We start from the raw sequence: 21,458 nt of genomic DNA on the forward strand, positions 1-21,458 counted from the left end.
TTTCCTTTATCTCGGTTGGAGCGCTCCAGGCCATACGCCGCTGACCAGGGCGCTTCCGCTTTTCTTATTGCACTGTCCCGCCACTCGGAAACTGATTTGTATACCCTTGGAACTGCTGGTACGATTGCTGCAGCTTTTGTTGATCGGCTTGCTCAATTGCATACCAGCCTTTTCTAAACATCAAATCAAACAGATCACGCTGGCATTGCTGTGTTTCCGTGAAAATCTGCATAATGTCCTGGTACAATCCTTGATGGCTAGCTTCATGCATTGCCATGCTATAGGAGGTGGTCATATATTTTTCTGTTGTCAGTAAATCATTAATGAAATCTCGCTCATTCATTTGCGGTGTCTTCGGGACTTGTGTTTCTGGGTTTTGAATCTTTTGTTGATTTTGGTTCATAAAATAACTACCTCCCTAATTATTGCATATTATTCAAAGGCTGTTGTTGATTGGCGTGCTGTCCCAAGTGTTGAAGCAGCTGCTGGTAATGACGCTGGTGCATCTGGCCGCACTTTTCTGCCTCTGACTTCAGCTCAGGATCCTGGCACTGAGCCGCAAAAAAGTGCGCTTTCTTGGCTGAGAGTAAATTCCACGACATCATATCGGTTAAATAAAGCGAATCCTTTGTTGAAACGACTCCTGGCGGCTGCTGCATCGTCATTTGCTGATTTTGCATGTTCATGTTTGGCATATTCATATTTTGCTGCTGCATAATATCCCTCCTGATTAAGTGAACTATTTACGACTTTATGTTTTCTCAAATAGGAATTTTTATACAACCATAAAAAACAGGCTGAAGCACTCAGCCTGTTTCAACTATCGCTTGTATTGGTTATTCTGGCTGTTTTGTTTGTCTTTCCCAGCGGCTTCGTATCCCGGGCCGCCATTGCCCTTCACACTAGCGGCACTTACACCTGCTTTGGAAGGATCCTTTTTCACTCGCGCCATAGTTATCACCTCAGGAAATAGCTTGCCCAACAAAGACATTTATTTTACGAAAAATAAAAGTTCGAAAAAATTTCAATTTTCCGCATTTATCTGTTGCAGGAATTTTCAAAATCTTTTATAGTAAATAGTAGCAGAACTCATTCATTTGTGAATTTTTTTTGACAAAAAAATGAATGAGCATTCATTCAAAGCGTTGAAGGGGGAGACAATGTTGAACCAATTGATTAAAAAAGCAGCTGTACTAGGGTCCGGAGTAATGGGCGCAGGAATAGCCGCCCATCTAGCAAATATCGGCATTCATACATTATTATTGGATATCGTGCCGCGCGAATTAACGAAAGAAGAGGAAGCAAAGGGACTTACATTAGCAGATAAACAGGTGCGCAATCGTATCAGTGCTGCAAACATTGAAAAATTATTAATGCAAAAGCCGGCACCGCTGGCCGTTAAGAAGAACATTGCGCTTATTGAACCAGGAAACCTTGAAGACGATTTAGTCAAGCTGAAAGATGTTGATTGGGTGATCGAAGTGGTCGTTGAAAACCTCAACGTCAAAAAACAAGTTTTTGAAAAAGTCGACCAATATCGTAAGCCTGGCAGCATTATCAGCTCCAACACCTCTGGAATCTCAGTGGAAGCGATGGTCGAAGAACGGACTGACGATTTTAAAAAGCATTTTCTTGGAACCCACTTCTTTAACCCGCCGCGCTATCTGAAATTACTGGAAGTGATTCCGACTCAATATACGGCTCCAGAAGTCCTTTCGTTTATGAAAACCTTTGGTGAGGATGTGTTAGGAAAAGGCGTTGTTGAGGCAAAGGATACACCAAATTTTATTGCCAACCGAATTGGCACCTATGGCCTCCTTGTTACCGTTCAAGAAATGCTAAAGGGCGGTTACAGCGTTGGCGAGGTAGATTCAATCACTGGTCCGTTAATTGGCCGGGCGAAAAGTGCCACCTTCCGCACCCTTGATGTTGTCGGTTTGGATACCTTCTATCACGTTGCCAATAATGTTTATGAAAAAGTCGAAGGCAAAGAAAAAGAAGTTTTCACAGTACCGGAATTTATGAAGAAAATGCTTGATAATGGATGGCTTGGAAGCAAATCCGGACAAGGCTTCTTTTTGAAAAAAGGCAAAGAGATTCTTGAACTCGATCCATTCACATTAGAATACGGCCCACGCAAAAAGCTGTCTACGCCTTCTGTTGAGCTAAGCAAACAGGAAAAAGGCGCAGCGAACAAATTGAAAGCGCTTGTATACTCTGGTGACCGTGCCGGACTATTTTTATGGAATACTTTATCGGCTTCACTCGTATACTCTGCACAGCTTCTAGGTGAAATTGCTGAGACAATCGTCGACATTGACCGTGCAATGAAATGGGGCTTCGGCTGGGATATGGGTCCATTCGAAGCATGGGATGCCATTGGTGTTGAAAAATCCGTCAAAAAACTGGCAGAAGCCGGTGTGAAAGTTCCAGGATGGGTAACGGAAATGCTGGAAAAAGGAAATTCATCTTTCTATTTAGAAGAAAATGGCGAGCTGTTCTTCTATCATAACGGTCAATATCGACTGGTAGAATCCAATCCAAAGGCAATCGACCTTAAAAAAATCAAGAAACAAAAAGGTGTTATTAAAAAGAACAGCGGTGCGAGCTTAATTGATCTTGGCGACGGTGTTGCGCTGTTAGAATTCCATTCACCAAACAATGCAATTGGTCTCGATATCGTCCAAATGATAAATTTTGCTGTGGATGAAGTCGAGAAAAACTATAAAGGTCTTGTCATTGGCAACCAAGGAAAGAACTTCTGCGTCGGTGCGAACCTGGCGATGATGTTAATGGAAGTGCAGGATGACAATATTTATGAATTGGATATGATTGTCCGCCATCTTCATAGTGCCTTGTTGAAGGTAAAATACAGCTCGAAGCCGGTTGTCGCTGCCCCATTTGGGATGACACTTGGCGGCGGAGCAGAGGTTTGTCTGCCAACAGCACACATCCAAGCGTCAGCCGAAACGTATATGGGCCTTGTCGAAGTCGGTGTTGGCCTGCTCCCTGGCGGCGGCGGAAACAAAGAACTTTATATGAAGCACTTAGAAAACCTGCCAAACGGCGTTCCATTTTACTTGCAAAATGTGGCCAATAAAGTGTTTGAAACGATTGCGATGGCGAAAGTTTCCACATCTGCCGAAGAAGCGCGGGAAAGTAATTTCTTAGATTCTTCAGATGGCATCAGCGTTAATAGCGACCATTTGATCCATGATGCGAAGCATGCCGTCCTTTCGCTCCATGAACAAGGCTATAAGCCAAAAGTGCGCAGAAAGGTTCCGGTAGTCGGGGAAACTGGCTATGCGACCTTGCTGCTTGGTGCAGAAGCGATGCGCTTATCCGGCTATATTTCTGAGCATGATTTAAAAATTGCGAAAAAAATTGCTTATGTAATCGCCGGCGGTAAAGTGCCGTTTGGAACGGAGGTCGACGAGCAATATTTATTAGATTTAGAAAGAGAGGCTTTTCTAAGCCTGATTGCGGAGCCGAAATCACAGCAGCGCATGCAGCATATGCTTGTGAAGGGAAAACCATTAAGAAATTAATTTTTATATTTGGGGTTTGACCCCACTGTCAAAAAATGAAGAGCACGGGGACAGACCCCTCTGACAAAATTTCGTGATATAAAAAGTTAGAGCGAGAGGTCAGACCCCCAGACAAAAATAGATTCGTATTTTTCGAATATGAAAGAAAGTGAGGGAACTTGCATGAGAGAAGCGGTAATCGTTGCCGGAGCTCGGACCCCGGTTGGTAAGGCAAAAAAAGGTACGCTTGCCCATGTTCGTCCTGATGATTTGGGAGCATTGGTAGTAAAGGAAACATTAAGGCGTGCCGGAAATTATGAAGGAAATATTGATGATTTAATCATTGGCTGTGCAATGCCGGAAGCAGAGCAAGGCAATAACATGGCCCGCAATATTGGAGCATTAGCAGGGCTTCCATATACGGTTCCTGCCATTACCATTAATCGTTTCTGTTCTTCAGGATTACAGGCAATCGCCTATGCGGCACAGGGAATCATGCTTGGACACACTGACACAGCCATCGCAGGCGGCGCAGAATCGATGAGCCTGATCCCGATGATGGGGCATGTCGTCCGTCCAAATATCAAACTAGCAGAAACAGCTCCGCAATATTATATGGGTATGGGCCATACCGCTGAACAAGTAGCGCTGAAATATGGAATTTCCCGCGAAGATCAAGACGCTTTTGCGGTAAGAAGCCATCAGCGGGCAGCGAAAGCGATTGCGGAAGGCAAATTTGTTGATGAAATCGTACCAATAGATGTAACGATTCGTACGGTTGGCGATGACAATAAACTCGTTGAAAAAACCATTCAATTTTCGCAGGACGAAGGTGTTCGTCCAGATACAAATTTACAAACACTTGCAAAACTTCGACCTGCATTTTCGGTAATCGGTTCAGTAACTGCAGGAAATGCCTCGCAAACAAGTGACGGAGCTGCCGCACTGATGGTAATGGACCGTGAAAAAGCAGAATCGCTCGGTCTTAAGCCATTAGCAAAATTCAGATCGTTTGCGGTTGGCGGCGTTCCGCCGGAAATTATGGGCGTCGGTCCTGTTGTAGCGATTCCAAAAGCCGTCAAGTTGGCAGGTCTTGAGCTGTCAGACATTAACCTTTTCGAATTGAATGAAGCCTTTGCCTCGCAATCATTACAAGTTATTCGTGAGCTTGGACTAAACGATGAAATCGTCAACGTAAATGGCGGCGCGATTGCCCTCGGTCACCCGCTTGGCTGTACGGGAGCAAAGTTAACGCTGTCACTTATCCATGAATTAAAACGTAGAAACGAACAATTTGGTGTTGTAACGATGTGTATTGGCGGCGGCATGGGTGCAGCCGGGGTATTTGAGTTACTTTAAAAAGATTAGGAGGAAATTTCCATGACAAACGAAACAAAAAAATTCATTAAAGGCGGCAGCTTTTTAATTGAAGATATTTCGTATCAGGATATGTTAACACCGGAAGATTTTACGGAAGAGCATTTAATGATTGCCAAGACAGCTGAAGACTTCGTTGAAAAAGAAGTTCTTCCACAGCTAGAATATTTAGAAAAACATGAATTCGATCGGACTGTCAAGCTGCTTAAGAAAGCAGGTGAACTCGGTCTTTTAGCGGCAGATGTACCAGAAGAATATGAAGGCCTCGCCTTAGACAAAATTACTTCTTCCCTGCTTACGGAAAAAATGTCCAGGGCCGGCGGTTTCTCACTTTCCCACGGAGCTCACGTTGGAATTGGCTCCCTGCCAATCGTGTTATTCGGGAATGATGCGCAAAAGAAAAAGTATTTGCCTGCTCTTGCTTCAGGTGAACAGCTTGCCGCCTACGCATTAACCGAGCCAGGCTCAGGTTCCGATGCCCTAGGCGCAAGAACAACAGCAAAATTAAACGCCGAAGGTACGCACTACATCCTAAACGGTGAAAAGCAGTGGATCACCAATGCCGGCTTTGCCGATATCTTTGTTGTTTATGCAAAAATAGATGGCGAGCACTTCACCGCCTTTATCGTGGAAAGAGGGTTCCCGGGCGTTTCCACTGGAGCTGAAGAGAAGAAAATGGGAATTAAGAGCTCATCTACACGTACGCTTATTTTAGAAGATGTTCCTGTCCCTGTTGAAAATGTATTAGGTGAATTCGGCCGCGGCCATGTGATTGCTTTCAACATTTTAAACATTGGTCGTTATAAATTAGCGGTCGGCGCCGTCGGCGGGTCAAAAAGTGCATTTGAAATGACCGTAAAATATGCAAATGGCCGCCAACAATTTAAGACACCGATTTCACAGTTCAATTTAACAAAGGAAAAATTCGGCACGATTGGCTCAAAGATTTATGCCGCAGAAAGTTCGGTGTACCGTACGGTTGGACTATATGAAGATAACCAAGGCCAGCTTTCAACAGAAGATGCAAAAGATATTAAAAAGGTGGCGGATTCGATTGCTGAATATGCAATCGAGTGCTCGGTTAATAAATTCTTTGCCAGTGAAGTGTTAGATTATGTCGTCGACGAAGGCGTGCAAATTCATGGCGGATATGGATTCATGCAGGAGTATCCAATTGAAAGAGCCTACCGTGATTCCCGCATCAATCGTATTTTTGAAGGAACAAACGAAATCAACCGTCTATTGGTGCCAGGTACCTTCTTGAAAAAGGCATTCAAAGGCGAGCTGCCATTATTCCAAAAAGCAATGGCGCTTCAAGAGGAACTTATGATGTTAATGCCGGAAGAGCCAGGCGATGAGCCGCTTGCCCAGGAAAAACATCTTGTAAAAAATGCGAAAAAGATCGGCTTATTAGCTGCTGGATTGGCCGCGCAAAAATTTGGCAAAGCGCTTGAAAAAGAGCAAGAAATTCTTGCTAATATCGCGGATATTGCTTCAAATGTATACGCCATGGAATCTGTTGTGTTACGTACCGAAAAGGCGATTGCTAAAGACGGCTTAGAAAAAAGCAATCAAAAGCTTCTGTATACGCAAATCTTCTGTCAGGAAGCATTCAATAAAATTGAAGCAGATGCTAAAGAAACATTAATAGCAATTGAACAGGGAGATACACTTCGGATGATGTTGTCGTCACTTCGCAAATTTACCCGTCACACACCGAGCAACGTGATCGCGAAAAAACGTGAAGCGGCCGATGTGATAATTGAAGCTGAACGTTATATCGTATAATGAATTTGGGCCCCTTCATTTGGAGGGGCTTATTTTCAGCATATAGGTTTCCAATCAGGAATTAGTGCTCGTTTTCTTTATAAAATAATTTTTGTCTAAATGCAGGATTTTTACGAAATTAGTCGAATTTCATTTGTGAAGCGGCATTATTTTTTGCGTTAGAATAAAGTTATGGTAATATTCAAGTGACGTATAAAAAGTAATGGCAGGTTAGGCAGGAGGGCGGTGAAACGAATGTCTCTAACATTTTACTGGTATCCGAAATGCGGTACATGTCGAAATGCGAAGAAATGGCTGGATGCGCACCATCTGTCCTATGAAGAAGTACATATTGTTGAAAATCCTCCGTCGCGTACGGAATTGCAAGGATTACTTCAAAAAAGCGGTCTCGAATTAAAGAAATTTTTTAATACAAGCGGATTAAAATATCGCGAATTAGGGCTAAAAGATAAAATGAAGTCTGCTTCTGAGGATGAATTGCTTAATATCCTTGCATCTGACGGGATGTTAATCAAAAGGCCGATTTTAACCGACGGAGAACACGTCACAGTGGGCTTTAAAGAGGAAGAGTACGAAAAAATGTGGCTGTGAGCATTTACTTACGGAAATCGATTTATTTCGATGATAGATTTAAGAAAAAACAATGGAGGGATTTTTGCTAATGAGTACACCAAAAGAATTACGTTATTCTGAAGAACATGAATGGGTTAAGGTTGAAGGGGAAAGAGTGCGCGTCGGAATCACGGACTTTGCACAGCATGAATTAGGCGATATCGTATTTGTTGAGCTTCCTGATGTCGGCGATGAGATTTCGGCTGACGAACCATTTGGCAGTGTTGAATCTGTTAAGACCGTTTCCGAGCTTTACGCACCAGTAAGCGGCAAAGTCGTTGAAGTAAATGAAGATTTAAGCGACAGCCCAGAATTTGTTAATGAATCACCATATGAAAAAGCATGGATGGTTGTCATTGAACTTTCTGACTCAAGCGAGCTTGACAAGCTGATGACTGCTGAACAATATGAAGCAATGACTAAGGAAGACTAATCATAATTAGAAGAAGCACTTTTCGAAGGTGCTTTTTCTCTTATATTACCACCTTTTCTTCCGCTTTAAATGGGAAGAATATAATAAAATCGGACAAATTCCTATTTTTAAGATGACAATAGTGCTATAGTTAACATACTAAGAAGAAGAACACACGTAATTAATATTTTAGAATATGTTAACATAAACAACTTCTATTACAGGTGATGGATATGAATGATTCGTATGTTGACAAAGTTCTTATTGTTGAAGGAAAGTCAGATAAAAATAAGGTAAAGCGGATTGTAAAGGAACCAGTAGAAATCATTTGTACAAATGGAACCATCAGTTTTACGAAATTAGATGAATGGATCGAATTTCTTGAAGACAAGGATGTCTATATCCTTGTTGATGCGGATAAAGCTGGCGAAAAGCTTCGCAAGCAATTTAAACGGGAATTCCCCAAAGCTGAACATTTATATATCGACCGGATGTATCGCGAGGTTGCAACTGCTCCGGTGCACCACTTGGCGACTGTTTTAATGGGCGCGAATATTGATGTTCATACAGAGTTTTTAGAAATGGGTTAATGAGCATATGAACGAATGGAATCGAAATGATTTAGCTGCTTTTCTTGATGATCAAGGAAGCGGCCTGCTATATTTTTATACTCCTCTATGCGGCACCTGTCAGGTGGCTTCAAGGATGCTAGTCGTGCTTGAAGAACTTGTGAAGGTTCATATGGGAAAAATGAACTTGAATTTTTATCCCGATATTGCTGCGAATTTTGGCATCGAAAGTGTCCCATGCCTGCTAATTGTGCAAGAAGGCAAGGTCAAAGAAGCTATTTACGCTTTTCATTCCGTGCCATATTTACTTGAAAAAACAAAACAATATCTCACTTAAGCAGATGCAGATTGCATCTGTTTTTTGCGTGGTGAAATTTTGCCTCCTGAGTGCCCATGGAGCTCAAAAAAAGAGCAGCTCGGGGACTATAAGGGCTAAGAGTGCCTGTGGGAATGAAAAAAACATCGCCCGGGCACTGTGGAGAGCCGAGAGTGCCCGTCGAGCTCAAAAAAAAGGCTGCTAGGGCACTGTGGAGAGCCGAGAGTGCCCGTCGAGTCCAAAAAAATGTCTGCTCGGGCACTGTGAAGGGCCAAGAGTGCCCATCGAGCTCATTAAAATTGCCACTCGGGCACTGTGAAGGGCCAAGAGTGCCCATCGAGCTCATAAAAAAGGCTGCCCGGGCACTGTGGAGAGCCAAGAGTGCCCGTCGAGCTCAAAAAAAAGGCTGCTCGGGCACTGTGAAGGGCCAAGAGTGCCCATCGAGCTCATAAAAAAGGCTGCTCGGGCACTGTGGAGAGCCGAGAGTGCCCATCGAGCTCAAAAAAAAGGCTGCTCGGGCACTGTGGAGAGCCGAGAGTGCCCGTCGAGCTCAAAAAAAAGGCTGCTCGGGCACTGTGGAGAGCCGAGAGTGCCCGTGGGAATGAAAAAAAGCATCGCCCGGGCACTGTGAAGAGTCAAGAGTGCCCGTCGAGCTCATTAAAATTGCCACTCGGGCACTGTGAAGGGCCGAGAGCCCCCATCCTGTCCCGAAATATAGAGTAGATTTATTTCAATTAAATAAAAAGATATTCCTTCTTTCCAACAGTAGAATAATTCTGCACCAAAACCCTCCTAATCGTCTTCATCGAATCCACTACCTGGAACCAGTCATGAACCAAAACCGTGGTAATCTTTATATCCGGAAAAAGCAGCTTTAATTCCTCCACACCCCGCAAAATAGCGTGATCAAGCAGTTCCTCGTGTTCACAAATCGCGCATACAAGTTTCCTATCAACAACACTCGTCTTAAGTGAGTGGCAAACAGCGCAAAGGGGTCCCTTCTTAAGTTGTGCATAGGTATATGGCGGAAGCTTGTCATACGGAAGAACAATTTGATGCATAGAGACTAAGTGATCAGCCAGCTTTTTGTGAGACCCATTTAACCGTGATGGTCGCATATTCAACTTTTTCATAAAACGATTGAGCTGGTTAGGATAAATTATTGGTTTATTTAGAGGGGCCTGAAAACAATGGAATTCGGGGTTAACAAAAACAACATATGCCTCGATCGGAATTCGATACCCATAATGCTGTAGCATCTGACGGAGTAAGGACTCACCTCGTTCAAGCTGCTGCAGTGGATTCTTAATTTCCTTTTCTTTTTTGGAAAGTGTATAGAACCTGTTATTTTCAAAATAATAGTCACCTTCATAATTTTTAACCTCAAAATAAAATAAAGGTTCTTGTGTAAGCATTAATGAATCAATTTGAAATTTACTGCCGTTTGATTCAAGCAACAAGTCATTTAACATATAGTTTTGACATTGAAGTTTTTCTGTCAATGAGTCAAACATAATCTCACCCTCATAACCCTTTTCGAGATAATGAAAGCGCTGTTTGTACTTTTCATCCAAAGACATTCGGGCGATTAGGATTCCTAGAATAATTGCTTCAACTGGTTTAGAACGAGATTTATAACTCATATTCCACTTCCTTTCTAATTTCATTTTATAAAATATCCACACATAATCAGCAATCATATTTGAATACTTTTCAACACTTTACCTAAAAGTTGTATTAAAGCATTCTCATTAAAAAAAGAAACGGCAGCCCCCGTCCCAAAATTTAATAAGATACGACATATTTCTCGGGAAATTTCAAAAAAACTGCCAAATTGCACAGGAAATTGTCGAGTGATAATGAAAGGATTCCGCCATTTCTTGCTGAATAAGTAATGTAATAGTGACAAGACCGGAGTGGTGGAAATGATGAATGTGGTAGAAGCATTTCTAGCAAAAATCAAAGACCAGGGGCATGTCCTGCCCTTATTTCTTCATGCTGATTTACAAATTAACCTAAGATGTGTGGGACAGACGATTCAATTAATAATCAAAAATGGCAGCATCATGATCTTGCAAAACTCAGAAGCACAACAGTCAAAATATGAGATTAGCGGATCCCAAAACGCAATGAACCAGCTGCTTAAGGGAACACAAAGGCTGCGGGTTCTTGAACAGCAAGGGCAGCTAAAGGTTTCAGCACCACTGAGAACTACGCTCTTACTAGAATCGATCTTCTTTTTAACAAAAGCAAAGGACCCCGTAAACCTGCAAAAAATAATTTAAACAAACCTATTGACTCGGAATTAATCTTCCTGTAAAGTGTTATTTAAATATTCTATTAATAAAAACAATTTAATAAGCATTCTTATCAAGAGTGGCGGAGGGACTGGCCCTACGATGCCCGGCAACCGGTTATTAACACGGTGCTAAATCCAGCAGAGCAATTTAGCTCTGGAAGATAAGAAGAGAGGCCCCCTCTTCTTATGAAGCAGGGGGTTTTTGTTTATTCATTGTAAAAAAGGAGCGAGAGTAATGAGTGAAAATCAAAAAAAGTATCGTTTTGAAACATTGAGTGTTCATGGAGGATTGTCTCCGGATCCGGTGACTGGTGCTCGTGCTGTTCCGATTTATCAAAACAATGCGTATCAATTCAAAAGCACGGAACATGCTGCCAACTTATTTGCCTTAAAGGAGCCTGGTTACATCTATACCCGGATCCATAATCCGACAACTACCGTTTTTGAAGATAGAGTGGCATTATTAGAAGGCGGCGTTGGTGCACTAGCCGTTGCCAGCGGCATGGCGGCAATCACACTTGCGATTTTAAATATTGCCGAAGCAGGCGATGAAATTGTCTCTGCCTCGAATCTCTATGGCGGAACCTATAATTTATTTGCCGTTACCCTTCCTAAATACGGAATTAACGTGAAATTTGTCAACCCGGATAATCCTGAAAATTTCCGCACGGCGATTACTGAAAAGACAAAAGCGGTTTTCGCTGAAACGATTGGGAATCCGAGCTTACGCGTACTCGATATTGAAAAGGTAGCGGATATTGCTCATGAGGCGGGGGTACCATTAATTATTGACAATACCTTTGCGACACCATATCTTTGCCGGCCAATTGAGTATGGTGCAGACATTGTCGTTCACTCGGCAACAAAATGGCTGTTGGGAAATGGCACGTCAACTGGCGGTGTGATTGTCGATGGCGGGAAGTTTGACTGGAATTCGCCGAAATTCCCTGGTTTCACCACACCAGATGCGAGCTATCATGATCTCGTTTACGCTGAAGCCTTAGGTGCGGTCGCCTATATTATCAAAGCACGCGTCCAGCTATTACGTGACCTGGGACCGGCACTAAGCCCGCAAAATGCTTTCCAGTTCACACTTGGTCTTGAGACACTTCATGTACGGATGAAAGAGCATGTTGCCAATACGAAGGAAGTGGTGGATTACTTAGTTAATCACCCTGCAGTGGAATGGGTTTCATACCCAGGACATCCATCACATCCAGATCATGAATTAGCGCAAAAGTATTTGCCAAAAGGTGCCGGTTCCATGGTTGTCTTTGGGATTAAAGGTGGCAAAGAGGCAGGGGCTAAATTGATTGATGCGATTACGCTCTGGGCCCATGTTGCCAATGTTGGCGATGCGAAAAGCTTAATCATTCACCCGGCAAGCACCACTCATCAGCAATTAGATGCGGAAGGGCTTAAGTCTGCGGGGGTATCAGAGGATTTAATTCGGCTATCCATTGGGATTGAAAATGTCGAGGATTTAATCGAAGATCTCGAATCAGCGATTGAAACAGCAACCGGCTTAGCTTCCCTAAAAACAAATGCCTAAATTCAACTGATATCATTTTCCAAATAAATTCTCGTTGTATAGGAAACCATAGATTCATTTAGGAGTGGATAACTTTGACCAGGTTCTCTGAATCCAGCTCCAGCGCCCTAGCGGCTAATGTCCTTCGCGCTCCGCCCTACGATAAGTCAACATCGGGCAGCGAAGCTCTCCGTGTTTCCTTTATCTCAGTTGGAGCGCTCCAGGCCATACGCCGCTGAGCAGGGCGCTTCCGCTTTTTGTTCTTGACACTGCTTTTTATCCATGATACGATAGCACTCGTAATATCATAACTTAAATAATTTTACGTGTTAATTGAATATAGAATGCTGTAAGCTCTTATCAAGAGAGGTGGAGGGATGTGCCCGATGAAGCCCGGCAACCGTCAATATTTATTATTGAAATGGTGCCAATTCACACAAAGCGATTGCTTTGGGAGATGGGAGAAAGGATTGTTTTAATGATGCCTTTCTGCCTGTGCAGAGAGGCTTTTTATTTTTAAAAAAGGCTGTGTTAAAAGTGAATGTTGATTTCCGTTCCAGGCGCTTCGCTTTCCGCGGGGCGGGCGGTGAGCCTCCTCGGCGCTAAAGCGCCTGCGGGGTCTCACCTGTCCCGCTGCTCCCGCAGGAGTCTCGCGCCTTCCACTCCAATCAACATTGTGCTCAAAATCAACAATATTCTTTAACACAGCCTAAAAAAAGAATCTTTTCTTGATAACAGTCTAACTCTATAAACAAGAATCTGTAAATTGGATAAGAAGCAGGTGATTCAAGTGATATCGATAAAAAACGTCAGTAAAATTTTTCCTTCAAAACAGGGACATTTAAAGGCAGTTGATGATGTAAACCTGGAAATACAAGACGGCGAAATTTTCGGAGTGATTGGATATAGCGGTGCCGGGAAAAGTACGTTAATCCGGATGTTAAATGGACTCGAGCTGCCAACAGATGGAACCGTTACGGTAGCCGGCCGGGTGATTTCGAAGATAAAGGGTGCCGAGCTCCGAAAAGCACGTCAGGAAATCAGCATGATTTTCCAGCATTTTAACTTGCTGTGGTCAAGGACCGTAAGTGAAAATATTGCTTTTCCATTAGAAATTGCTGGGGTAAATAGCTCCCAAAGAAACAAACGAGTGCAGGAACTTATTACACTAGTTGGTCTCGAAGGCAGGGAAAACGCCTATCCTTCCCAGCTAAGCGGCGGTCAAAAGCAGCGCGTCGGAATTGCAAGGGCACTTGCCAACAATCCAAAGGTATTGCTTTGTGATGAAGCAACCTCCGCGCTCGATCCGCAAACGACCGATTCGATTTTGGATTTGTTAGTCGATATTAATAAGCGGCTCGGGTTAACCATTGTCTTGATTACGCATGAAATGCATGTCATCCGAAAGATTTGCCACCGGGTAGCGGTCATGGAAAGCGGGAGCGTCGTTGAGCTTGGTCCGGTGCTAGATGTGTTTAAACACCCGGAGCAGCCGATTACGAAACGATTTGTCCAGCAGGTAACCGAACCGGAAGAAACGAAGGAAACAACCCAACATCTACTCGAACTTTATCCGCATGGTCGTGTGGTTCAGCTCTCGTTCGTTGGGGAGACAACAGAACAGCCATTAATCACAAATGTAATTAGGAATTTTGATGTGGTTGTCAATATTCTTCAAGGGAAAATTTCACACACGCAAAACGGATCATACGGTACATTATTTATTCACTTGGATGGGCAAGTAAGCGAAATAGAGAAGGCCATCGATTATATTCACTCACAGCAAGTTGGCGTGGAGGTGATCAGTAATGGCTGATTTTATGGAAATGGTAAAGTGGGACAAATTATTTGAAGCAACACGTGAAACGATCTATATGACTTCCATTTCCGTGTTTGCGACATTTGTTTTAGGATTGTTACTTGGTCTGCTGCTGTTTTTAACAGATAAAGGGAATATTTGGGCCAATCGGACCGTTAATGTCGTTGTTGCCGGCTTTGTCAATATTTTCAGATCGATTCCCTTTATTATCTTAGTAGTTTTATTAATTCCCTTTACAAAATTATTGCTTGGGACGATACTTGGGGCAAATGCGGCGCTTCCAGCCCTCATTATTGGTGCAGCCCCTTTTTATGCGCGAATGGTAGAAATTGCGCTTAGGGAAATCGATAAAGGTGTGATTGAGGCATCGCAATCGATGGGGGCAACCCATGGCCATATTATTTTTAAAGTATTAATACCGGAATCTTTACCGGCATTAATTTCTGGGATCACCGTTACAGCCATTTCACTCGTCGGCTTTACGGCAATGGCTGGAATTATTGGAGCTGGCGGACTTGGGAACTTTGCCTACCTCTACGGTTTTCAGGGCAATAAACCGATTGTCACGTTAGTAGCCACGATTGCGATATTAATTTTAGTTTTTATTGTCCAATTTATTGGCGATTATTTTACAAAGAAAACAGATAAACGATAACAGGAGGAGTTCAATCATGAAAAAGGTATTTAGTTTTATTGGAATTGCGTTACTAGCATTTGCCCTTACAGCTTGCGGTGGTGCCAAAAAAGATACGGCAGGAAAAGATGGTAACAAGAAATTAGTCGTTGGTGCATCTGCTGTACCACATGCGGAAGTGTTAGAAGCGGCAAAACCATTATTAAAGGAAAAAGGCATTGATCTAGAAATCAAAGTTTTTCAAGATTATATCCTGCCAAACGTAGCGTTAAAAGATAAAGACCTCGATGCCAACTATTTCCAAACACCAGGGTATTTAGACCTGCAAATGAAAGATAATAAGGATTTTGATTTTGTAAGTGTTGGCGAAATTCATAAGGAACCAATCGGAATTTATTCTAAAAAATATAAGAGCTTAAAAGACCTTCCAAAAGGTGCAAAAATAATCATGAGTAATTCATTCAGTGACCATGGACGTATTTTACCTATTTTTGAAAAAGCAGGAATAATTAAGCTTAAAGAAGGCGTAGGCGCCAATGCAAGAGTTGAGGATATTATTGAAAATCCAAAGAATCTTGATTTCTCAACGCTAGTGGAAGCGAAATTATTAGCTACTTCTTTCGAAAGCGGTGAAGGTGATGCGGTCGTTATTAATACGAATTACGCATTAGAAGGCGGAGTTGACATCGGAAAGTATGGAATTGCCTTTGAAGGCGATGACGTTGTTCCGGCAAACCTTGTGGTTGTTCGTTCAGAGGACAAAGACAAAGAAACCATCAAAACACTTGTAGAAGTACTCAAATCAAAAGAAATCCAAGACTTCATCAAAGAAAAATACAAAGGGGCCGTTGTAACGGTTTCTAAATAAAACACATTTTAATAGGAAGAAAAGTAGAAAGTCAGTGACAGCTTCACTGGCTTTTTCTGTATTTTTGCCCCAATAAATAGAACATGTATTACCATTGGCAAAATAATATAAAATAAGGTATCATTTATACCGAATGTGATTTACATAAAGAGTTTCTGTCTGAATTTTCACAAAATTATTCTTTCCATTCTCATTTAGGATCAGCTTATTGAAAATAGCGCTTTGTTTTTACTGTTTAGGAGTTGCTAATACATTTCATTTGTTATAAGATTGGAATGAGAATAAAATGAGAATAGAGTCACAGACCATTGTAGTTACAAGATACAAATCATTCTTTTCGGAGGTATAAATATGGCTGGATCAACTTTAACAATTAAGGACCTTCATGTAGAAATTGAGGGTAAAGAGATTTTAAAAGGTGTAAACCTTGAAATAAAGGGTGGAGAAATCCATGCAATCATGGGTCCAAACGGTACTGGTAAATCCACTTTATCTTCTGCTATCATGGGTCACCCAAAATATGAAGTGACAAGCGGAAACATCACATTAGATGGACAAAATGTTCTTGAAATGGAAGTAGATGAGCGCGCACGTGCCGGTCTATTTTTAGCAATGCAATATCCAAGTGAAATTAACGGCGTTACAAATGCAGACTTCCTACGTTCTGCAATCAATAGCCGTCTTGGTGAAGGAAACGAAATTTCATTGATGAAATTCATCCGTAAAATGGATAAGCAAATGGAATTCCTTGAAATGGATCTTGATATGGCGCAGCGTTATTTAAATGAAGGCTTCTCCGGCGGTGAGAAAAAACGCAATGAAATTTTGCAATTGACGATGTTAGAACCGAAAATTGCCATCTTAGATGAAATTGACTCCGGACTAGATATCGATGCCCTAAAGGTTGTTTCCAAGGGAATCAATGAAATGCGCGGTGAAGATTTCGGCTGCTTAATTATTACACACTATCAACGTCTGTTAAACTATATCACTCCTGACCATGTGCATGTAATGATGCAAGGCCGCATTGTGAAATCCGGCGGACCAGAGCTAGCACAACGCTTAGAAGCAGAAGGATATGACTGGATCAAACAAGAACTTGGCATTGAAGATGAAACAGTTGGGCAAGAAGCGTAAGAGAGCGTTAGGAGGATTACAATGACAACAGAAATAAAATTACCATTTGATAATGGCAAAGTAAGCTCGTTTTCAAAAGAAATGAGCGAACCTGCTTGGTTTGAAGAATTCCGTCTTAAGGCATTAACAGATTTCGAACAGCTGCCAATGCCAAGACCTGATAAAACGAAAATCGATAAATGGAATTTCACGCAATTCAATCAGCATTCCGTCAAAAGTGATGTCTATTCTTCCCTTGCTGAATTGCCGGAAGAAGTAAAAGCATTAGTTAATATGGATGCAGAACATAAGAATTTATATATCCAACGAAATCAAACACCTGCCTTTTTATCTTTATCAGAAGAGCTGAAAAACAAGGGTGTCATTTTTACCGATATTTTCACTGCGGCTAGAGAACATAGTGATCTGTTGAAAAAGTATTACATGACGCAGGCCATCAATGCTGATGAACATCGCCTTACTGCGCTTCACGCAGCACTTGTAAATGGCGGGGTTTTCTTATATGTTCCGAAGAATGTAGAAGTTGCCGAGCCAATTCACGCCGTATTTGTCCACGACGATGCTGAGGCCAATCTGTTTAACCATGTGATAGTTGTTGCTGAGGACAATAGTGCCGTAACATATGTTGAAAACTACATTTCAACAATGGAAACATCCAATACTGTTGCCAATATTTTGGCAGAAGTAATTGCTAACGCCAATGCGAAGGTGACATATGGAGCAGTGGATTACCTTGCAAAAGGAATCACTACGTATGTGAACCGCCGCGGCGTTGCCGGCAGAGATGCACGAATTGAATGGGCCTTAGGGTTAATGAATGAAGGCAACACGATTTCAGAAAACACCACTAATTTAATTGGCGATGGCTCTTATGGAGATACTAAAACAGTTGTTGTCGGACGCGGCGAGCAAACACAAAACTTCACAACCAAGGTTGTTCACTTCGGGAAAAACAGCGAAGGCTATATCTTAAAGCACGGTGTGATGAAAGACAGCGCCACATCTATTTTTAACGGAATCGGTAAAATTGAGCATGGTGCTTCTAAATCAAATGCTGAACAAGAATCCCGTGTTCTCATGCTGAGTGAAAAAGCACGCGGCGATGCCAATCCAATTCTTTTGATTGATGAAGATGATGTAACGGCAGGTCATGCTGCTTCCGTAGGACGAGTTGATAACTTACAGCTTTACTATTTAATGAGCCGCGGAATCCCGAAAACGGAAGCAGAACGCTTGATTATTCATGGCTTCCTAGCGCCAGTCGTTAACCAACTTCCGATTGAAGGAGTAAAGAAACAGTTAACTGACGTGATTGAAAGGAAAGTACGCTAATGAATATCCAGGATATTCGTAAACAGTTTCCAATATTAGATCAAGAGGTTAACGGTAAACCATTAGTATACTTGGATAGCTCTGCTACATCACAAAAGCCGCTCCAAGTAATTGAGGCAATTGAAAAATATTATCGCGAAATCAATTCCAATGTCCACCGCGGTGTGCATACACTAGGAACAAGAGCGACAGATGCGTACGAGGGTGCACGGGAAAAGGTTCGTAAGTTTATCAATGCTAAATCAATTCAGGAAGTTATTTTTACAAGAGGAACGACAACATCCCTTAATACAGTGGCAGCAAGTTATGCGGCTGCGAATGTAAAAGAAGGCGACGAAATCGTTATTACTTATATGGAGCACCATAGTAATATTATTCCCTGGCAGCAAGTGGCCAGACGGACTGGTGCGCAGCTAAAGTACATTCCGCTTCAAGCGGATGGCACGATTTCACTAGATGATGCGCGTGCGACCATCACTGCTAACACAAAGGTCGTGTCTGTTATGCAGGTATCAAACGTCCTTGGCGTGATTAATCCTGTGAAGGAAATTGCTGAAATTGCTCATCAAAATGGTGCAATTATGGTTGTTGATGCGGCCCAAAGTGCGCCCCATATGAAAATTGATGTTCAAGATTTAGACTGTGATTTCCTTGCTTTTTCAGGACACAAAATGTGCGGTCCTACCGGCATTGGTGTCCTTTATGGAAAAAAACAGCTGCTTGAAAAAATGGAGCCGATTGAATTCGGCGGCGAGATGATTGATTTTGTCGAATTGTACGAGTCAACCTGGAAAGAACTGCCGTGGAAATTCGAAGGCGGCACACCGATTATTGCCGGTGCAATCGGTCTTGGCGCAGCAATCGACTTTTTAACTGAAATAGGCTTAGACAATATTGCTGAGCATGAACATCGCCTTGCCGCTTACGCATTAGAAAAAATGGCGGCAGTGGAAGGCATGACGATTTACGGCCCGCTGGATGCGGCCAAACGTGCAGGTCTTGTTACCTTCAATTTAACAGATGTTCATCCGCACGATGTGGCAACTGTTTTGGATGCGGAAGGAATTGCAGTCCGTGCCGGACATCATTGCGCCCAGCCGCTGATGAGATGGCTTAAAGCTACAGCCACTGCTCGTGCCAGCTTTTACCTATACAACTCAGAAGATGATATTGATAAACTAGTTGAAGGACTTGTCAAAACGAAGGAGTATTTCAGCGATGTCTTCTAATTTAGATGCACTTTACCGAAGAGTAATTATGGACCATTACAAAAAACCGCGTAATCGCGGAGTTTTAGAAGATGGCAGCCATACGATTAATATGAATAACCCAACTTGCGGCGACCGGATTCAATTGAGTCTGAAAGTGGAAGATGGAATCGTGGTTGACGCCAAGCAAGAAGGCGAAGGCTGTTCGATTTCGATGTCCTCTGCATCGATGATGACACAAGCCATTAAGGGGAAGAAAGTAGAAGATGCTTTGGTGTTATCAAAGGTCTTTTCAGATATGATGCAAGGAAAAGAGATTGATGAAGATCTCGATTTAGGCGATATCGAAGCACTTCAGGGTGTTTCAAAATTTCCAGCGCGCATCAAATGTGCCACATTAGCGTGGAAGGCGATGGAAAAGGGATTGAAGGAAGAGGAGCAAGAATAGGATGAAATAGGGCATTTTTAGCCCCTTTCGTTTAAGAAATGGAGGAAAAGGACGATGGCGAAGAAAATGCCGGAAATCGGTGATTATAAATATGGTTTTGCCGATAAAGACGTTTCCATATTCCGATCTAAGCGTGGGTTGACAGCTGATATTGTTAAAGAAATTTCCAAGTTAAAGAACGAACCACAATGGATGTTAGACTTCCGTCTTAAATCACTCGAAATTTTTTATAGCAAACCAATGCCGCAATGGGGCGGCGATATGTCTTCTTTAAACTTTGATGAAATTACCTATTATGTAAAACCATCAGAGAAATCTGAGAAGTCATGGGATGAAGTACCTGAGGAAATCAAAGCAACATTTGATAAGCTTGGGATTCCAGAAGCTGAGCAAAAGTACCTTGCCGGTGTATCTGCACAGTATGAATCAGAAGTTGTATACCACAACATGAAGGAAGACCTTGAAGCATTAGGAATCGTTTTTAAAGATACGGATTCTGCTTTAAGAGAAAATGAAGATATTTTCCGCGAACACTTTGGAAAAACAATTCCGCCAACAGACAACAAGTTTGCCGCGTTGAATTCTGCTGTTTGGTCGGGCGGCTCGTTCATTTATGTACCGCCAGGCATTAAAGTAGATACGCCATTACAAGCGTATTTCCGGATTAACTCCGAAAATATGGGTCAATTTGAGCGGACATTAATCGTTGTCGATGAAGGCGCGCACGTGCATTATGTTGAGGGCTGTACAGCACCGGTTTATACAACGAATTCTCTGCACAGTGCTGTTGTTGAGATTGTGATTAAAAAAGATGCTTACTGCCGTTATACAACGATTCAAAACTGGGCAAACAACGTGTTTAACCTTGTTACGAAGCGTGCGGTATGTGAAGCAAATGCAACAATGGAATGGATCGATGGCAACATCGGTTCGAAGCTGACGATGAAGTATCCAGCGGTTATTTTAAAAGGCGAAGGTGCTCGCGGAATGACACTATCAATCGCGATTGCCGGTAAAGGCCAGCACCAGGATGCCGGCGCCAAAATGATTCATTTAGCGCCAAACACTTCGTCAACAATTGTTTCTAAGTCGATTTCAAAGCATGGCGGAAAGGTAACCTATCGCGGAATGGTTCAATTCGGACGTAAAGCTGACGGTGCCCGTGCTAATATCGAGTGCGATACGTTGATCATGGATAACCAATCAACATCCGATACGATTCCTTACAACGAAATCTTAAATGACAATATCTCACTTGAGCACGAAGCAAAGGTGTCAAAAGTATCTGAAGAACAGCTCTTCTACTTGATGAGCCGCGGGATTTCGCAGCAAGAAGCGACCGAAATGATCGTCATGGGCTTCATCGAGCCGTTTACGAAAGAACTGCCAATGGAATATGCCGTTGAGATGAACCGTCTCATTAAATTCGAAATGGAAGGTTCTATCGGTTAATATTTTTGGAAAATTTACCCCGCTTGCCGCGTTGGCAGGCGGGTTTTTTAGTGGAAATGGAGTTTACTGTCGCAAAACGTGTGCCAACTGTCGCGAAGCAAGCGTCAACTGTCGCGAAGCGTGCGTCAA

The 21,458-nt window shown here is 42.5% G+C and carries 21 protein-coding genes and 2 riboswitches; of the genes, 17 read left to right on the forward strand and 4 right to left on the reverse strand.

The window, feature by feature from the left end; translation table 11 throughout:
- Nucleotides 1–64 precede the first annotated feature (64 nt).
- From ACIQCO_RS04405 to ACIQCO_RS04415, 3 genes are all read right to left on the reverse strand, one after another.
- Nucleotides 65–403: a spore coat protein gene (locus tag ACIQCO_RS04405; protein WP_400426365.1), complete on the reverse strand. Its 339-nt coding sequence runs from the start codon at nucleotides 401–403 to the stop codon at nucleotides 65–67.
- Between the two features lie 19 nt (nucleotides 404–422).
- The gene (locus ACIQCO_RS04410; protein WP_400426367.1) at nucleotides 423–716 is read right to left on the reverse strand and encodes a hypothetical protein; all 294 of its coding nucleotides are present in this window, start codon (nucleotides 714–716) and stop codon (nucleotides 423–425) included.
- 104 nt (nucleotides 717–820) lie between these two features.
- Nucleotides 821–952, reverse strand: coding sequence for a YuzL family protein (locus tag ACIQCO_RS04415; protein WP_024031016.1), 132 nt, complete (start codon nucleotides 950–952; stop codon nucleotides 821–823).
- A gap of 211 nt (nucleotides 953–1,163) precedes the next feature.
- Here ACIQCO_RS04415 and ACIQCO_RS04420 point away from each other — a divergent pair, with 211 nt between their 5' ends.
- From ACIQCO_RS04420 to ACIQCO_RS04450, 7 genes are all read left to right on the forward strand, one after another.
- Nucleotides 1,164–3,548 carry a 3-hydroxyacyl-CoA dehydrogenase/enoyl-CoA hydratase family protein gene (locus tag ACIQCO_RS04420; protein ID WP_400426370.1) on the forward strand — a complete coding sequence of 795 codons (2,385 nt, stop codon included), beginning with the start codon at nucleotides 1,164–1,166 and terminating at the stop codon, nucleotides 3,546–3,548.
- A gap of 162 nt (nucleotides 3,549–3,710) precedes the next feature.
- Complete coding sequence (locus tag ACIQCO_RS04425) at nucleotides 3,711–4,886, forward strand: acetyl-CoA C-acetyltransferase (RefSeq protein WP_400426372.1); 1,176 nt, start codon at nucleotides 3,711–3,713, stop codon at nucleotides 4,884–4,886.
- 21 nt (nucleotides 4,887–4,907) lie between these two features.
- Nucleotides 4,908–6,692 (forward strand): acyl-CoA dehydrogenase family protein, encoded by a 1,785-nt coding sequence (locus ACIQCO_RS04430; RefSeq protein ID WP_400426373.1) that lies wholly within the window; start codon nucleotides 4,908–4,910, stop codon nucleotides 6,690–6,692.
- Between the two features lie 234 nt (nucleotides 6,693–6,926).
- Nucleotides 6,927–7,283 carry an arsenate reductase family protein gene (locus ACIQCO_RS04435; RefSeq protein ID WP_400426374.1) on the forward strand — a complete coding sequence of 119 codons (357 nt, stop codon included), beginning with the start codon at nucleotides 6,927–6,929 and terminating at the stop codon, nucleotides 7,281–7,283.
- A 70-nt stretch (nucleotides 7,284–7,353) separates the two neighbouring features.
- Nucleotides 7,354–7,737 (forward strand): glycine cleavage system protein GcvH, encoded by a 384-nt coding sequence (gene gcvH, locus ACIQCO_RS04440; protein WP_066091489.1) that lies wholly within the window; start codon nucleotides 7,354–7,356, stop codon nucleotides 7,735–7,737.
- 212 nt (nucleotides 7,738–7,949) lie between these two features.
- Nucleotides 7,950–8,306: a toprim domain-containing protein gene (locus ACIQCO_RS04445; protein ID WP_400426375.1), complete on the forward strand. Its 357-nt coding sequence runs from the start codon at nucleotides 7,950–7,952 to the stop codon at nucleotides 8,304–8,306.
- Between the two features lie 7 nt (nucleotides 8,307–8,313).
- Complete coding sequence (locus ACIQCO_RS04450; protein ID WP_400426376.1) at nucleotides 8,314–8,622, forward strand: thioredoxin family protein; 309 nt, start codon at nucleotides 8,314–8,316, stop codon at nucleotides 8,620–8,622.
- Nucleotides 8,623–9,335: 713 nt separating this feature from the next.
- On the opposite strand, the gene ACIQCO_RS04455 is transcribed toward ACIQCO_RS04450, so the two are convergent.
- On the reverse strand, nucleotides 9,336–10,244 hold the full coding sequence (locus tag ACIQCO_RS04455; RefSeq protein ID WP_400426377.1) for a nuclease-related domain-containing protein: 909 nt from the start codon (nucleotides 10,242–10,244) through the stop codon (nucleotides 9,336–9,338).
- A gap of 282 nt (nucleotides 10,245–10,526) precedes the next feature.
- On the opposite strand from ACIQCO_RS04455, the gene ACIQCO_RS04460 reads away from it, so the two are divergent.
- The 10 genes from ACIQCO_RS04460 to sufB all read left to right on the forward strand — a co-directional run bounded on the left by ACIQCO_RS04460 (nucleotide 10,527) and on the right by sufB (nucleotide 21,329).
- Complete coding sequence (locus ACIQCO_RS04460; RefSeq protein ID WP_400426378.1) at nucleotides 10,527–10,886, forward strand: SCP2 sterol-binding domain-containing protein; 360 nt, start codon at nucleotides 10,527–10,529, stop codon at nucleotides 10,884–10,886.
- Between the two features lie 79 nt (nucleotides 10,887–10,965).
- Nucleotides 10,966–11,068, forward strand: a riboswitch (SAM riboswitch).
- 67 nt (nucleotides 11,069–11,135) lie between these two features.
- A complete protein-coding gene (locus ACIQCO_RS04465; RefSeq protein WP_400426379.1) occupies nucleotides 11,136–12,452 on the forward strand; it encodes an O-acetylhomoserine aminocarboxypropyltransferase/cysteine synthase family protein in 1,317 nt (438 codons plus the stop codon).
- Nucleotides 12,453–12,785: 333 nt separating this feature from the next.
- Nucleotides 12,786–12,895: riboswitch (SAM riboswitch) on the forward strand.
- A gap of 326 nt (nucleotides 12,896–13,221) precedes the next feature.
- Complete coding sequence (locus tag ACIQCO_RS04470; protein ID WP_400426576.1) at nucleotides 13,222–14,247, forward strand: methionine ABC transporter ATP-binding protein; 1,026 nt, start codon at nucleotides 13,222–13,224, stop codon at nucleotides 14,245–14,247.
- The gene (locus tag ACIQCO_RS04475) at nucleotides 14,240–14,905 is read left to right on the forward strand and encodes a methionine ABC transporter permease (RefSeq protein WP_400426380.1); all 666 of its coding nucleotides are present in this window, start codon (nucleotides 14,240–14,242) and stop codon (nucleotides 14,903–14,905) included. Before ACIQCO_RS04470 ends, ACIQCO_RS04475 begins: the two co-directional genes overlap by 8 nt.
- A gap of 16 nt (nucleotides 14,906–14,921) precedes the next feature.
- Entirely contained in the window at nucleotides 14,922–15,752 is an 831-nt protein-coding gene (locus tag ACIQCO_RS04480; protein ID WP_400426381.1) for a MetQ/NlpA family ABC transporter substrate-binding protein, read from the forward strand.
- 351 nt (nucleotides 15,753–16,103) lie between these two features.
- Entirely contained in the window at nucleotides 16,104–16,889 is a 786-nt protein-coding gene (sufC, locus tag ACIQCO_RS04485) for a Fe-S cluster assembly ATPase SufC (protein WP_387313886.1), read from the forward strand.
- A 21-nt stretch (nucleotides 16,890–16,910) separates the two neighbouring features.
- Nucleotides 16,911–18,221: a Fe-S cluster assembly protein SufD gene (gene sufD, locus ACIQCO_RS04490; RefSeq protein WP_400426382.1), complete on the forward strand. Its 1,311-nt coding sequence runs from the start codon at nucleotides 16,911–16,913 to the stop codon at nucleotides 18,219–18,221.
- Nucleotides 18,221–19,450, forward strand: a complete 1,230-nt coding sequence (locus tag ACIQCO_RS04495) for a cysteine desulfurase (protein WP_400426383.1) — start codon at nucleotides 18,221–18,223, stop codon at nucleotides 19,448–19,450. The genes sufD and ACIQCO_RS04495 overlap by 1 nt, the downstream gene beginning before the upstream one ends.
- Nucleotides 19,440–19,877, forward strand: a complete 438-nt coding sequence (gene sufU / locus ACIQCO_RS04500) for a Fe-S cluster assembly sulfur transfer protein SufU (RefSeq protein WP_400426384.1) — start codon at nucleotides 19,440–19,442, stop codon at nucleotides 19,875–19,877. The genes ACIQCO_RS04495 and sufU overlap by 11 nt, the downstream gene beginning before the upstream one ends.
- A 54-nt stretch (nucleotides 19,878–19,931) precedes the next feature.
- Nucleotides 19,932–21,329 carry a Fe-S cluster assembly protein SufB gene (gene sufB / locus ACIQCO_RS04505; protein WP_400426385.1) on the forward strand — a complete coding sequence of 466 codons (1,398 nt, stop codon included), beginning with the start codon at nucleotides 19,932–19,934 and terminating at the stop codon, nucleotides 21,327–21,329.
- Nucleotides 21,330–21,458: the final 129 nt, after the last annotated feature.

This window comes from Neobacillus sp. NPDC093127 (genome assembly GCF_044754175.1).
Lineage (GTDB): Bacteria > Bacillota > Bacilli > Bacillales > Cytobacillaceae > Neobacillus.

Coding starts and splice junctions, on each gene's coding strand:
- ACIQCO_RS04495 (WP_400426383.1), top strand. CDS start 18,221: ATGAATATCCAGGATATTCGTAAACAGTTTCCAATATTAGATCAAGAG.
- gcvH (WP_066091489.1), top strand. CDS start 7,354: ATGAGTACACCAAAAGAATTACGTTATTCTGAAGAACATGAATGGGTT.
- ACIQCO_RS04475 (WP_400426380.1), top strand. CDS start 14,240: ATGGCTGATTTTATGGAAATGGTAAAGTGGGACAAATTATTTGAAGCA.
- sufD (WP_400426382.1), top strand. CDS start 16,911: ATGACAACAGAAATAAAATTACCATTTGATAATGGCAAAGTAAGCTCG.
- ACIQCO_RS04450 (WP_400426376.1), top strand. CDS start 8,314: ATGAACGAATGGAATCGAAATGATTTAGCTGCTTTTCTTGATGATCAA.
- ACIQCO_RS04465 (WP_400426379.1), top strand. CDS start 11,136: ATGAGTGAAAATCAAAAAAAGTATCGTTTTGAAACATTGAGTGTTCAT.
- ACIQCO_RS04435 (WP_400426374.1), top strand. CDS start 6,927: ATGTCTCTAACATTTTACTGGTATCCGAAATGCGGTACATGTCGAAAT.
- ACIQCO_RS04415 (WP_024031016.1), bottom strand. CDS start 952: ATGGCGCGAGTGAAAAAGGATCCTTCCAAAGCAGGTGTAAGTGCCGCT.
- sufB (WP_400426385.1), top strand. CDS start 19,932: ATGGCGAAGAAAATGCCGGAAATCGGTGATTATAAATATGGTTTTGCC.
- ACIQCO_RS04410 (WP_400426367.1), bottom strand. CDS start 716: ATGCAGCAGCAAAATATGAATATGCCAAACATGAACATGCAAAATCAG.
- ACIQCO_RS04460 (WP_400426378.1), top strand. CDS start 10,527: ATGATGAATGTGGTAGAAGCATTTCTAGCAAAAATCAAAGACCAGGGG.
- sufU (WP_400426384.1), top strand. CDS start 19,440: ATGTCTTCTAATTTAGATGCACTTTACCGAAGAGTAATTATGGACCAT.
- ACIQCO_RS04405 (WP_400426365.1), bottom strand. CDS start 403: ATGAACCAAAATCAACAAAAGATTCAAAACCCAGAAACACAAGTCCCG.
- ACIQCO_RS04455 (WP_400426377.1), bottom strand. CDS start 10,244: ATGAGTTATAAATCTCGTTCTAAACCAGTTGAAGCAATTATTCTAGGA.
- ACIQCO_RS04430 (WP_400426373.1), top strand. CDS start 4,908: ATGACAAACGAAACAAAAAAATTCATTAAAGGCGGCAGCTTTTTAATT.
- ACIQCO_RS04445 (WP_400426375.1), top strand. CDS start 7,950: ATGAATGATTCGTATGTTGACAAAGTTCTTATTGTTGAAGGAAAGTCA.
- ACIQCO_RS04425 (WP_400426372.1), top strand. CDS start 3,711: ATGAGAGAAGCGGTAATCGTTGCCGGAGCTCGGACCCCGGTTGGTAAG.
- sufC (WP_387313886.1), top strand. CDS start 16,104: ATGGCTGGATCAACTTTAACAATTAAGGACCTTCATGTAGAAATTGAG.
- ACIQCO_RS04480 (WP_400426381.1), top strand. CDS start 14,922: ATGAAAAAGGTATTTAGTTTTATTGGAATTGCGTTACTAGCATTTGCC.